This is a genomic window from Kitasatospora nipponensis, from assembly GCF_039528135.1.
Classification (GTDB): domain Bacteria; phylum Actinomycetota; class Actinomycetes; order Streptomycetales; family Streptomycetaceae; genus Kitasatospora; species Kitasatospora nipponensis.
Genome location: NZ_BAAALF010000175.1, coordinates 5,242 through 17,999 on the forward strand (window position 1 = coordinate 5,242; position 12,758 = coordinate 17,999).

At 73.1% G+C, this 12,758-nt stretch carries 11 protein-coding genes; 1 reads left to right on the forward strand and 10 read right to left on the reverse strand.

Annotated elements, in window-relative coordinates; translation table 11 throughout:
- Together ABD323_RS32400 and ABD323_RS32405 are read right to left on the reverse strand one after the other, a co-directional pair.
- Positions 1 to 474 (reverse strand): ALF repeat-containing protein (locus tag ABD323_RS32400; protein ID WP_344445623.1); only part of this gene is annotated, 474 nt, incomplete at its 3' end.
- Positions 475 to 731: 257 nt separating this feature from the next.
- On the reverse strand, positions 732 to 1,301 hold the full coding sequence (locus ABD323_RS32405) for a phosphatase PAP2 family protein (RefSeq protein WP_344445624.1): 570 nt from the start codon (positions 1,299 to 1,301) through the stop codon (positions 732 to 734).
- Positions 1,302 to 1,543: 242 nt separating this feature from the next.
- Here ABD323_RS32405 and paaI point away from each other — a divergent pair, with 242 nt between their 5' ends.
- The gene (gene paaI, locus ABD323_RS32410) at positions 1,544 to 2,011 is read left to right on the forward strand and encodes a hydroxyphenylacetyl-CoA thioesterase PaaI (protein WP_425556237.1); all 468 of its coding nucleotides are present in this window, start codon (positions 1,544 to 1,546) and stop codon (positions 2,009 to 2,011) included.
- Positions 2,012 to 2,076: 65 nt separating this feature from the next.
- On the opposite strand, the gene ABD323_RS32415 is transcribed toward paaI, so the two are convergent.
- From ABD323_RS32415 to ABD323_RS32450, 8 genes are all read right to left on the reverse strand, one after another.
- The gene (locus ABD323_RS32415) at positions 2,077 to 3,108 is read right to left on the reverse strand and encodes an ATP-grasp domain-containing protein (RefSeq protein WP_344445625.1); all 1,032 of its coding nucleotides are present in this window, start codon (positions 3,106 to 3,108) and stop codon (positions 2,077 to 2,079) included.
- Positions 3,105 to 4,550: a KamA family radical SAM protein gene (locus tag ABD323_RS32420; protein WP_344445626.1), complete on the reverse strand. Its 1,446-nt coding sequence runs from the start codon at positions 4,548 to 4,550 to the stop codon at positions 3,105 to 3,107. The genes ABD323_RS32415 and ABD323_RS32420 overlap by 4 nt, the downstream gene beginning before the upstream one ends.
- Entirely contained in the window at positions 4,547 to 6,271 is a 1,725-nt protein-coding gene (locus ABD323_RS32425) for a class I adenylate-forming enzyme family protein (protein ID WP_344445627.1), read from the reverse strand. The genes ABD323_RS32420 and ABD323_RS32425 overlap by 4 nt, the downstream gene beginning before the upstream one ends.
- Positions 6,272 to 6,406: 135 nt before the next feature.
- A complete protein-coding gene (locus ABD323_RS32430; protein WP_344445628.1) occupies positions 6,407 to 7,726 on the reverse strand; it encodes a flavin monoamine oxidase family protein in 1,320 nt (439 codons plus the stop codon).
- Complete coding sequence (locus ABD323_RS32435; RefSeq protein WP_344445629.1) at positions 7,723 to 7,962, reverse strand: phosphopantetheine-binding protein; 240 nt, start codon at positions 7,960 to 7,962, stop codon at positions 7,723 to 7,725. The genes ABD323_RS32430 and ABD323_RS32435 overlap by 4 nt, the downstream gene beginning before the upstream one ends.
- Positions 7,959 to 9,845 carry an AMP-binding protein gene (locus ABD323_RS32440; protein WP_344445630.1) on the reverse strand — a complete coding sequence of 629 codons (1,887 nt, stop codon included), beginning with the start codon at positions 9,843 to 9,845 and terminating at the stop codon, positions 7,959 to 7,961. Before ABD323_RS32440 ends, ABD323_RS32435 begins: the two co-directional genes overlap by 4 nt.
- A gap of 1,157 nt (positions 9,846 to 11,002) precedes the next feature.
- Positions 11,003 to 11,734: a DUF899 family protein gene (locus ABD323_RS32445; RefSeq protein WP_344445631.1), complete on the reverse strand. Its 732-nt coding sequence runs from the start codon at positions 11,732 to 11,734 to the stop codon at positions 11,003 to 11,005.
- A gap of 145 nt (positions 11,735 to 11,879) precedes the next feature.
- Positions 11,880 to 12,758, reverse strand: an 879-nt coding sequence (locus ABD323_RS32450; protein WP_344445632.1) for a TetR/AcrR family transcriptional regulator, incomplete at its 5' end; no start/stop codon positions are given.

Sequence of the window (12,758 nt, forward strand, 5' to 3'; positions counted from 1 at the left end):
GGTGTTGGGGTTGGCCATGATCTGGGAGAGGGCGACCCGCTCGTCGTCCTCCTGGGCCTTGAAGCGGCCGACGGTCAGGAACTGGTGGACGTCCTGGGTCGTTCCGTCCAGGGCCTTCTGGGCGGCGGCCTTGACGCCGGGGCCGGTGTTGGGGTTGGCCATGATCTGGGAGAGGGCGACCCGCTCGTCGTCCTCCTGGACCTTGAAGCGGCCGACGGTCAGGAACTGGTGGACGTCCTGCGCCGTCCCGCTCATCGCCTTCTGGGCGGCGGCCATCAAGCCGGGGCCGGTGTGCGGGTCGGCCATGATCTGCGAGACCGCGACCCGCTCGTCGTCCTCGCTGGGGGACGGGGTCGCCGACGCGCCGGCGGCGGGCGGCTGGGTGTCATCGGCGGCGAAGGCCGACGACGGCATCAGGATGGCCGGTGCGAGTACGGCTGCGGTGAGGATCGTCGAAATACGTGACAGCTTCATCGCTGTGGGCCCACTTCCCCCGTGAAGATTGTGACTGGCCTACGATAGAGCATCCTTTGTACGCGCCATACCGGATTTTGACCTTGACCGACCGTCTTCGATCGACCCGCCGGACCGGTCCCGCGCCGCCAGGGTGCGGGTGGCCTGTGGTGTCCCGCTCTTGACGGCAGGGGACGGCCGGTGATGGCACGGGACGGCACGGCCGCAGGACCGCCCGCGCGGTGGCGGCGGGTCGGCGGGGGAGTTCAGCGGGGGAGTCAGAGCGGGGCGAAGGCCAGCAGGGCCAGGGCGGCGCCCGTTGCCGCACCGGCCAGGGCCTGCGCGCGGGTGTGGTCGCCGAGGGTCACCCGTGACCAGGTGACGGCGGCGGCCAGGACGGGGGCGGGCCAGCCGGTCGGGCCGAGGGTGTGCAGCAGCATCGCCGCCAGGGCCCCGGCGACCATGGCGTGCACCGAGATCTTCCACAGGGGCGTGACGGCCAGCAGGGTCACCGTCACGGCCAGCAGGCAGCCGGCCGCGGCCAGGAGTTCGCGGGGTGCGTGACCCAGCCGCAGGGTCGCCAGTGCCACCGCGGAGCCGGCGAGGATCACCAGGAAGACCGCCGTGCGCTGGTGCCGGTCGGCGATGTGACGGTCGGTCCAGGAGCCGCGCCGCACCCCGTGGGCGATGAACCACGCGGGCAGCAGCCCGGTGAAGACGGCGGTGAAAAGGCCCCAGGCGGCTCCGGGGGCGCCCGCCGCGCTCCAGCCGAGCATCGGCAGGCCGGCCAGCAGCAGGTTGCGGGGCTGCAGGGTGTCGGTGACCGTTCGGGCGGTCCTGGCCGGCATGGGCGTCGTCGTCCTCGGGCGGTGTGGGGGTGGTGCCGCAGCAACGGGCGGGTCGGTGGCCACTATCGCACGGGTGTCGCGCGGGGTGTTCGCGGGGAATTCAACTGGCCGTGCCCGGTCGTGAGTTCGCTGACGGAGCAGCCTGGTGGCGACGTTGACACGGTGCTGCGGCGGCCGAAAGAATGCGGCGTCGAGGCGACCTTGAACGGCCGCGGGGCGCATTCTCCCGAGGAGGAGAAAACATGGTCGACCAGGTCGACGGAGCCGGCGATCCGGCCGGCGGGGGAGTTCCCGAGGGTGTTTCCCGGGCCCGCGAGATGTACGAGCGCGATCTGACCTGCAAGTCGCTCGGGATCGAACTGCTGGAACTCGCCACCGGCCGGGCCGTGGTGCGGATGCGGGTGGCCGCGGACATGGTGAACGGCCACGGTGGCGCGCACGGCGGCTACCTCTTCCTGCTGGCGGACGCCGCGTTCGCGATGGCCTGCAACACGCACGGACCGGTGACCGTGGCGCAGGGAGCGCAGGTGCTCTTCCTGCGGCCGGTCGCGCCGGGCCAGGAGTTGACGGCCGAGGCCGTGGAGCGCGGGCGCTACGGGCGCAGCGGCCTCTACGACGTGACGGTGCGCGACGCCGAGGGCCGCCCGGTGGCCGAGTTCCGCGGGCAGAGCGCGATGCTCTCCGGTGCCGCCGCCAGGGCCGCGCAGTAACGGGAAGATGTCCCCACGTGGGTGGGCGCGCCGCCCCCCAGGCCGGCGCGCCCACCCACGTCAGGTCAGGCCCGCTCCTGCTGCCGGCGCGCGTGCGCCCGCTGGTAGGCGCGGAACCGGTCGGCCAGCAGCGTGCGGTGGGTGCGCACCGCCTCGGGCGAGTCGCGGTCCGGGCAGGCGATGGCGCCGTCCGGTTCGAGCTGGGAGAGCCAGAACTGCGACCCGTCGAAGAGGAAGTCCACGCAGAAGTACGGCACCGGGAACTTCGCCGCGAAGTACGGGACGGCCGCCGCCAGTTCCTCGGGGATCGGCACGTACTCCTTGCGCCCGCCGCGGCCGCCGTTGGCCACGTAGCCGCTGCACCGCGGGCTGCGCCGCAGGACGGTGTGCGCCCGGCCCTCCACCACGTAGACCCGGTAGTCACTGGTGTCGTCGCCGAGGTAGGGCTGGCAGACCAGCGCGGTCTCGCTGCCGGCGGCCAGGCCCGCCACGGCCCGCAGGTCCTCCAGGTTGCCTACCCGGGTGATGCCCCAACCGGCGCCCCAGCTGGCGGGTTTGACGATGGCGGGGAACGGCAGGTCGGCCCAGGCCCGCTCGTGCAACCGGTGCCCCACCTCGCGGCCGGTGGTGATCCGCACGGTCGGGACCGGCGGGACGGGCGAGTCGGCGAGGTGGAGCAGCGCCGCCATCGTGTCGTTGGCCAGGTACGAGAGTCGCGGCGGCAGCGGCAGGTGGAAGCCGACCTGCTCCAACAGGGTGTACAGCGCCACCTGGTTGACGACGTCGGGCAGCATGTACGGCAGGGCGTGGAGCTCGGTGACGAAGAGCGTGTCGGCCGGCGTGACGCTCTTCCCGTCCAGGTAGACCAGCGGGCTCTGCGGGCTCAGGCCGTCCACCGAGACGTTCTCGGGGGTGGCGAGGAGCACCTCCAGACCGAGCTCCGCGCCCACCTCCTCGTAGTCGCGCCACACCAGTTCGCGCTCCGAGGAGCGCTGGCGACCGGTGCCGCGGTCGGGGTACATCAGGCAGACCCGGCGCAGCGTGCCCGGGCCCGCCGCTGTCCCGACGGTGGCGGCCCCGGCGCCGCCGCCGCTCACTCCTCGTCCTTCGCGCCGTGCGGCGCCGCCGAGGGGGCGTGGTTCCGCGTCCACCAGCGCCGGCCGCTCTCGCCGAGCGAGGAGACCGGGTCGTAGCACGGGTAGCGGCGGCTGAGCACCGCCGGCAGGTCGGCGGCCCCGTCCTCGCGGACCTCCTGGCCGGTGCGGTAGTTCTTCGTCCAGTAGGAGATGCCGAGTTCACGGTCGTACTCGGCGACCTGGTGGACCCACCGCTTGCCCAGGTCCGGCACGTCGCAGACGATCCGCGGGGTGGCGTAGCCGGGCAGGTAGCCCATGATCTCCTCCTGCAGCCGCTGCGCCTCGTGCAGCGGGATCCGCCAGTGCTCGGCGTTGGGGATCATGTCGCAGAGGTAGAAGTAGTACGGCAGGATGTTCGCCTCGCCCTGGAGGGCGAAGCAGAGGTCGAGCAGGTCGTCCGAGGTCGCGTTCACGTGGCGCATCAGCACGCCCTGGTTGCGCACGTCGCGCACGCCCGCGTCCAGCATCGCCCGGGAGGCCTGGGCCACCAGCGGGGTGATGGACTGCACGTGGTTGGCGTGCGTGTGCACGGCCAGGTTGACCCCGCGCACGGCCGCGGTGCGGGCCACCCGGGCCATCCCCTCCAGCACCTTCGGTTGCAGCCAGTGCTGCGGCAGGCCGACCAGCGCCTTGGTGGCGAGCCGGATGTCGCGCACCGAGCCCAGGTCCAGCAGCCGCAGCAGGAAGGCCTCCAGCTGCGGCCAGGGCACGTTGGCCACGTCGCCGCCGGAGACCACCACGTCGCGCACGCTCGGTGTGCGCTTGAGGTAGTCCAGCATCTGCTCCTGGCGGTCGACGGGCCGCAGCACCAGGCGGGTCTTGTCGACCTGCGGGGTGGAGTTGCCGACCAGGTCCATCCGGGTGCAGTGGCCGCAGTACTGCGGGCAGGTGGAGACCAACTCGGCCAGCACCTTGGTGGGGTAGCGGTGGGTGAGGCCCTCGGTCACCCACATGTCCGCCTCGTGCAGCGAGTCGCGCTCGGCGAACGGGTGGCTGGGCCAGTTCGGTTCACGGTCCGAGCGGACCGGCAGCATGTACCGCCGCACGGGGTCGGCCAGGAACGCCTCGGTGAAGGCCGCCGGGGTCGTCGCCGCGTGCGGTGCCATGGTGTTCAGCATCTGCGGTGGCAGCAGCATCGACATGGTGGCGAACTGGGCCACGTCGGCGGCCAGTTCCTCGTAGAAGCGGTCCTCGAGCAGGTCGCCGACCACCGCCCGCAGCTGTCGGGCGTTCTTCACGCAGTGCGCGCGCTGCCACTGGGCGTCGCGCCACTGCGCCGTGGTCACCTGGCGCCAGCCCGGCAGCCGGCGCCAGTCGGGCTCGACCAGCTCGGTGCGCACGTACTGGTACGGCTGGCGGGCGGTGTCCTGGCTCATCGGTGCCAGCTGTCCGGGTGCGCTCATCGGTCCGGGCTGTCCGGGCGGCCCGCGAGCAGGGTGGCGAAGCGGGTGCGCAGTTCACGCTTGAGCACCTTGCCGGTGGGGCCCAGCGGGAACTCCTGCGGGGTGCGGGCGATGCGGACCGCGGCGAGCTGGGCCAGACCCGCCCCGGCGAGTGCCTTGTTGGCCGCCGCCTGCACGTCCTGCTCGCTGCTGTCGGCCGCCTCCGCCTGCAACTGGACGATGGCGATGGGGCGTTGACCGTCACCGGCAGGGCCGGGGACGCCGACCACCGAACAGTCCAGCACCAGGTCGGCGCAGTCGGCGAGCAGCACCTCCTCGATCGGCAGGCTGTAGACCGGCCCGGTGGTGGTGTCGATGACGTCCACCGTGCGGTCGAGGTGGTAGAAGTCGCCGTTCGCGTCCTTGCGGGCCACGTCGCCGGTGAGCCAGTAGCCGTTCAGTTCGAAGGTGCTGGTGAGCCGGGGGTTGTTCCAGTACCCCGGGGTGCGCGAGGGGGTGATGACGCCGAGCATGCCGACCGTGCCGTCCGGCACCTCGGCGCCGCTCTCGTCCAGCACGGCCGCCTTGGTCACGACCTCCAGCGGACGGCCCACGCAGCGGTCGTTGCGGGTGCTCTCCGGCGTGGTGACCTGGCCGAAGAGCGCCATGCCCATCTCCGAGGAGCCCAGGCCGTCGACGAACTGCGAGCCGGGCAGCGCGGCCTCCTCGGCGGCCTGCTGCGGCAGCAGCCACGGCTTGATCAGACCGGCCGGGCGCTCGCCCAGGGTGACCAGGCGGCGGATGTGGCCGTAGTGCGCCGAGTCGCCGGTGTTGAACCAGGAGTGCACCTTGGCGGCGCCGCGCACCGGCAGTTCGCCGGTGGCCAACTCGACGAAGGTGCGCGGGAAGGAGGCCACCATGGTGGGCTGGAACGCCTCCATCACGGGCTCCACCACCGAGCGCCGCCAGTCGGCCATCACCACGGTGGGCAGGCCCAGCAGGGTCGCGGTCAGGAAGTAGCTCAGCCCGCCGGCGTGGGTGTGCGGCATCAGCGACATCAGGCGGTCGGTCGGCTCGGCCGGGAAGCGCTCCATCCGGGGCTGCTTGCCGTCCCAGAACTGGCGGTGCGCCAGCATGGTCGACTTGGGCGTGCCGGTGGTGCCGGAGGAGTGGATCAGCGCCACCACGTCCTCGGGCGCGTGCCGGTAGGGGTAGACCTCGGGCAGCTCGGCCCCGGCGGCGTCGAAGGCGGCGATCTCGGCGGCCATCGTGACGAAGCGCGGGCGGCGGGTCGGGTCGCTGCGGTAGGCGGCGGCCAGCGCGGTCGGGTCGTCGGCGACGATGCCCACCACGCCCACGTGGTTGAGGTAGCGGACCATGATGTCCGGGCGCATCGCGTCGTTGACCAGGGCCGGCACGGCGCCCAGCGCGGTGAGTGCGAGGAAGTGCACCAGCGGCTCGATGCCCTCGGCCACCACGATGGCGACCGGCTCGCCCGGGCGCACGCCGTTGGCCCAGTACCAGCGGGCGTAGTCGTCGCGCATCCGGGCCAGGTCCAGCAGGCTGTGACCGCGCAGCACCACCTGGCCCCGGTGGTCGGTGCTGTGGCTGAAGGCGAAGGGCACCGCGCGGTTGGGGTTGACCGCCAGCGCGTGGTCCAGGAAGTTGCCGGCGCCCAGCGTGGGCTCGGTCATCAACTGCCGCCTGGCGGCGAGGGGGGCGATCGAGGTGAGGTCACTCATGGTGGGAACTCCCCGGGGAAACGGGCGGAATGAGGGTGGGGTGACCCGGCCGACGTGCAGATCGGCGGGTCCGCGACAGCGGCAGGGACGGAGGCGGCGAGCCGGGGACGTGGTGCGGTGCTGCCGGTCGGCAGCTCAGCGGTCGGCGAGCAGCTCGGTGACCACGCGCTGTCCGGAACGGATGGCGCCTTCCATGAGCCCGAAGAACTCGGTGCTCGTCTCGGTGCCGGCCCAGTGCAACCGGCCCTGCGGGGCGGTCAGTTCGGGGCCGCAGCGGACCCAGTCGCCGGGACCGAACAGGGCCGCGTAACAGCCGCGGCTGTAGGGCTCGTTGACCCAGTCGGTGACGTGGAAGGCGATCGGCGGCGGGAGTTGCGGGAAGAGCCGGCCGGCCTGTTCGACGGCGGCTTCCCGCTGCTCCTCGGGGGAGAGCGCGGCGAACCGGTGCGCCTCGCTGCCGGTCACGAAACCGGTGAGCACGCCGGCGCCGCCCTCGGCGGGCGAGTCGTCGACGGTGGAGAGCAGCGGACCCTGCGCGCTGACCGACCACCCGGAGAGTCCGTGGTCGCGCCAGTACGGCTGCGGGTAGACCAGGTTGACCTTGACGGCGCAGCCGCGCGCGGTCCGCTCGCCGGCCCGCGGGGAGCCGAGGGCCGGCTGGTACTCCAGCGCGTCGGCCAGCAGCGGCGGCAGGGCGATCACCACGGCGTCGGCCCGGTACTCGCCGGCGGCGGTGAGGACGGTGGCGCCGTCCGCGTCCTGGTGGATCGCGTGCACCGGCTCGCCGGTGCGCACCCGCTCGCCCAGCCCCGCGGCCAGCTGCTCGCAGAGCTGGTGCGCGCCGCCGGCCACCCGGTCCTGCTGGGCGCCGCCCTCGAAGGCGTTGAGGTAGCGCAGGCCGCCGCCCGAACGGAGGTAGAAGGCCATGTGCAGGACGGAGATGTCCGCGGGGTCGGCGGCCATCATCTCGCCCAGGAAGAGCGGGAAGAAGAGCCGGGCGTCCGGGTGGGTGAGCTGCTGCTCGGCCCACTCGGCGGCGGTGGTGGAGTCCAGCCGCTCGGCGTCCGGGCTCAGCCAGGGCGCGTCCGGGCGCACGGCGGCGGTCAGGTCGGCCAGCTGGTCGAAGAGGTCGCCCAGGGCGACCGCGTTGAGCGGCGGGAACCGGCCGGCCGCGGTGTCCTGGCCCTCGCCGAGGTCGAAGCGACTGGCGCCAGTCATGGTGGTCGGCGCGGTCTTGAGGCCCAGGCGGGCTATCAGCGCGTGGAGTTCGACGTGCCGGTCACCCAGGTAGGCGGCGCCGGCGTCCACCCAGCGCTCGGGGGCCACCTCCAGGCCGCGGGTGCGGCCGCCGACCTGGTCACGGGCCTCCAGGACGGTGACCTCGATGCCGCGCTCGGCCAGCCCGGCGGCGGCGGTCAGGCCGGCGAGGCCGGCCCCTACGACGACGACGTTCATCTGGCCGCACCCGCGATCCGGGCGGCCAGCGCCCGCGGGGTGGGGGCGAGCAGGAAGTCCTCGAAGGAGAGCTCGGTGCCCCAGCTGCGGGCGACGGCGCTCAGCACCCGGGTGGCGATCAGCGAATCGCCGCCCAGGTCGAAGAAGTCGCTGTCCTCGGTGACCTCCTCGGTCTCCAGGACCCGGCGGAAGATCGCCACGACGCCTTCGGTCTCGGCGTAGGTGTCAATGCTCATGAAAAGTTGCTCTCCTTGACCCGCTGGGGGGCCGCGTGACGCTGGTGCGAGCCCGCCCGATCGACTTTTCCGCTCGCCGTGTGGACGAGCTCGGGGACCACGGTGATGCGGCTGGGGACGAGATGGGCCGGGACGCTGGCCTGCAGGTAGGCGCGCACCCGGGCGTCGAGCCGCGCGGGCTCGGGCGGCACGAGGTCACGCGGCTCCGACGCGGGCGGCTCCGGCAGCGCGTCCGGCTCCAGCAGTGCACCCGGCTCGGCCCGGGCCGGCGTACGGCGCGGTACCACGTACGCGACCAGCGCCGCCCGGCCGGCCAGCACCACCCCGGTCACCGCGACGGCGGCGACCTCCGGGTGGGCGGCGATGTGCGCCTCGACCTCGGCGGGGTCCACCCGGATCCCGCGCACCTTGATCTCGTGGTCCAGCCGGCCCAGGTGGAGCAGCAGCCCGTCGGGGGAGCGGCCGACCCGGTCGCCGGTGCGGAAGTAGCGCTCGCCGTCCGGCAGCGGGGTGCCGAAGCGGGCGGCGGTCGGCTCGGGCAGGTCCCGGTAGCCCAGCGCCAGGGCCGGTCCGCCGATCAGCAGTTCACCGTCCTCGCTGACGCGTTCGCGCACGTGGGGCAGGGCGCGGCCGATCGGCACCTGCCCGGTCAGCGCCCACGGCGCGGCGAGCGGCGGGACCAGCGGGCCGTACAGGTCGACGGCGTGGGTGATCAGCGTGGTCTCGGTGCAGCCGTAGGTGTTGAGCAGGCGGATCCGGCCGGTGTCCAGGGTGCACCAGTCGGCCAGCCGGCTCGCCTTGACCGCCTCGCCGCCGATGATGACCAGCCGCAGGCAGTCCGGCAGGGCGAGTTGGTCCTCCGTCAGGTGCAGCACCAGCTCGTGCCAGAACGCGGTGGGCAGGTCCAGGACGGTGACCTGCAGCTTCTCCACCATCCGCAGGAAGCGCGGGAAGGAGCCGCTGTGCGCCTCGTCGTCGAAGACCAGCGCGGCCCCGGCGGTGAGGGTCGGCAGGATCTCCTCGAAGCAGGTGTCCCAGTTGAGCGAGGCGAACTGCAGGACCCGGTCCTCGGGGGTGAGGCCGAAGAGCTCGCGCAGCGAGTGGACGGTGGCCGAGATGGCGCCGCGCGGGGTGACCACGGGCTTGGGAGCACCGGTGGATCCGGAGGTGAAGAGGATGTACGCGGGCGTCCGCGGGTCGAGGTGACCGCCTGCCGCCGATGCCGGGCCTGTCGGGGCGTCAGCTGGTGATACGTCAGACCATGGCAGGTCAGAGAGGGTGTGGCCGCCGGGAGTCGGCTGGTCGAGGGCCTCGTCGTGGGCCGTCAGCAGGTCGGACAGGTCCAACCCGCGCAGCCCGGACGGGTCGTCGGCGAGGCCGGCCCCGATCACCACCCGGCAACCGGCGGCGGCCAGCATGGTCTGCCGCCGAGCGGCCGGAAAGGCCGGGTCGACCGGGCAGTAGGTGCCCCCTGCCGTCAGTACCGCGAGCAGCCCGATCAGGGTCTGCGGCTCATGGGTGGCGTGCACGGCGACCGTGCCGGGGTCGGGACCCAGGCGCAGGGCTGCCGTACGGACCACGGCGTGGAGCTGACGATAGCTCAATACCCGCCCATGGTGAACAACTGCCGGACGCTCCGGGTATTGTTGGACGCTTTTTGTAAAGGCGTCAAGCAAGTCGGATGCGACCGGGGTGATGCTGTCGTGGTTTGACATGCCCGCCCCAATGGAATGCTTGCGAGCTCGCACTCGTGCTCGGCGAACCGGGACTCTACCTTCGAACGAACGTTGCCACAACGGGTGTTGCGATCGGGAGTTTGGGCGGCCTCGGTACCGAGATCCGTGGCCTGGGCTAATCCGTTGTGCGCGGACGGTCTGGCGCATCGAGGACTTGGCGGCCGCTCGTCACCGGATCGGTCGGATTGTCGTTGGCAAAACCTGCCCTTGGTCCAATCTGTCATGTTCAAGTGAAACGCAGAATCCGTCGCCGCTGCGGTCGGCGGACTCCCGGTGTCCGTGACTGACAATCAACTGCTGGTAACTCCGGCGTAGTTGTGGGACCTTCCAGGGAGGCCCAGTTGCCGGCCGAACGCCCCGGGCTCGACTGGGCCGCCGGACGGCGCGGCCGGTCCGGCGGGTGCAACCGTGCGGCACGGCGTCGATCTCGCGAGGGTCCACCGGCACGACGACCGTCACCCGCAGTGATCTTGGCGTCGTGGCCGGTCGGGGGGCTCGAGGTCGGCTGTGCGGGTGCGGTGCACCGTGCGGCCGGTGGCCGCGAGGTGGCCGGAAATCCTGCTGTATTGCACCGGAATTGATGGTCTTGCGGAGCAATTCCGGTTTCTGGCGCAAGAATTCAGCGGGACTTCGGCGACGTTTCCGATTCCGGTGGAGAACTGCGCCACGGTGAAGGGATGGTGATGGTCGACGGTCGGGCCCCGGGGGGCGGCCCGGCGCTGCGTGGCCGGTCGGTGGTCGGGTGGCGAAGTGTCGCGCCGCGGCGCGGCAGAGGTGCCGGCGGGGCCGGTCGTGGCGGTGCGGGAAGACGGAAATTCCTTCGGGGCACGGCTCGCTGGCTCCCCGGCGTGCGCGGCCGGCCGATGACCGTCGACCGGAGATTCCCGAGCCGGGCGTTCGGCGCCGCGCTGCCCGGCCGGGGTCGGCGCGGCCGGGTCCACCGGTACTCCGGTCACCGAATTCCGCAACGGGCGAGTGGTCGTGCTCAGGTCATTGCAGGCGATGGACCGTGTGGTCGCCGTACTGCTGCGCGCGATCCCGTGCCGCGCCGGGCCGCCGGCGCCGGAAGTCTGATTCCGCATACGAAAGGTTGACGGAGGATCAGTCGGCCGCCGGGCGCTATCGACGGCCGCCGACCCGGCCGGCGTGGCGACGGTGCCTGGTGGGGGAGGTGTGAAATCTGTGACGAAGAGTGGGTGGGGCGCCCAGACGGCCCGTCCCGAGGCGCAGGACGAGCCGTCCCGTATCGCGGGCGACGAGTGGGAGAGCGGCGGAGTCGGCGGGGCCGCCGCCCGGGGATCGCCTCAGTAGTCGAGGCCGGCGTACCAGTCGCCGCGGCCCTGCGGGGTGAGGTCGAGCAGGTGCCAGACCGGCGAGAGCAGGTCGATCCCGCGCTGGTCGATGTCCGGGGCGAGTCGCGGTCGGGCCGAGTACTGGTGGCGGACCGCGCCCTCCGGGTCGCGGGTGAAGACCGAGACCGTCGCGTCCTGGTTGCCGTCCTCGTCCTCGCTGCCGAGGTCGTACTTGAAGGTGCCGGCGCCGCAGCTGAGCAGGCGCAACCGGTCCCAGCCGCGACGCCGCGCGTGGGCGCGCAGCGCCCCGGGGTCGGCGGCCGCCACCACGGCGAAGTCGGCGTTGCGGGCCAGGTGGTGCGCGACGCCGTTGAAGCCGTCGATCCACAGCGTGCACATCGGGCACGGACTCTGCTGCCGCTTGCCGTACATGAACTGGTAGATCACCAGCGGGCGGTCCGGGCCGCTGAAGAGGTCGGCGAGCCGGACGGTGCGGACCGGCTCGTCGCCCTGGTCGAGGAAGGCCGGACCCTCCAGGAAGGTGTAGTCCGGCAGGACGGGGCCGGCCGGCAGGGCCCGCCGGCGCTGCGCGACCTGCTCCCGGTGGCGCATCAACTCGATCTCGGCCAGCCGCAGTTCCTCGCGGGCGGTGAGGTAGGCGGCGGACTCGCCGGGCAACCGGGTGGCGTACGGCTGGAACGGGCTCGGCGGTGGGGTGGCGGGCGGCGGGGGCGGTGGCGTCATCGGTGGGGTCCCGGGGTGTCGGCGGCGGGCGGACTCCCGGCCAGCCTGTGGCGCGGGGCCCGGCGCGGCAAGCACACCGCCGCCGCCCGGGTGAGCCGCCGGCAGCCGGCCCCCTGCCGGCCCCCAGCCGGCCCTCAGTCCACCGTCAGCCGGCGGCGGCCGGGTCCGTTCCCGTCGGGGCCGCGCGGGTCGGGGGCTCGAAGAGCAGGCCAAGGCCGTCGAGGAGCCGGGTCAGCGCGTACTCGAAGAGCAGGTCGAGGTCGAACTCGAAGCTGTCCGCCCCCTCCATCTCGAGCCTCGCGGCGTCCAGTTCGCCCATCAGTCGACCGAAGCTCGGGTAGTCGCCGGTGCTCAGCAGGCTCAGGAAGGCGCTCTCCTGGCCGGCCATCCACTCCTCGTCGCTGAGCTCGCTGTGCCGCCGGTCGTGGGCCTGGATGCCGAGGTTGACGGCCAGGCCGCGGACGAAGGCGAAGAGCAGGATGTGCGTGTAGAGCCGGGTCGCCGGATCCAGCCGCAGCTCCTCCAGCGAGCTGAGGACCCACTCGCCGTGCCGCAGCGCGTTGGGCAGCGGCGTGGGGCGGGTCAGCGACATGGTCCCCGCCAGCCACGGGTGGTCCCGGTAGAGCGCCCACTCCAGCCGGGCGATCGCCGCCAGGCGCGGGCGCCAGCCCGGCTCGGCCACCTGGGGCAGCGGCCGGCTGCCGATCACGCTGTCCGCCATCAGGTCGAGCAGCTCCTCCTTGCCGGGCAGGTGGCGGTAGAGCGCCATGGTGGCCACGCCGAGGTCGGCGGCGACCCGGCGCATCGAGAGGGTCTCCAGCCCTTCGGCGTCGGCCAGCGCGATGGCGGTGGCGATGATCCGCTCGCGGGTCAGGCCCTGGTCGCCGGCGCCCGCCTGCCGCCGCGCGCGTCCGGTCGTGGCCGCGGGTGCGGCCGGGTCCTGGGCCTGGGCGGTGGCCCGGCCCGCGGGTTCGGCGAGCGGTGCGGGCGCGGGGGCGGGGTCGGCCGGCGGGACGGGCCCGGG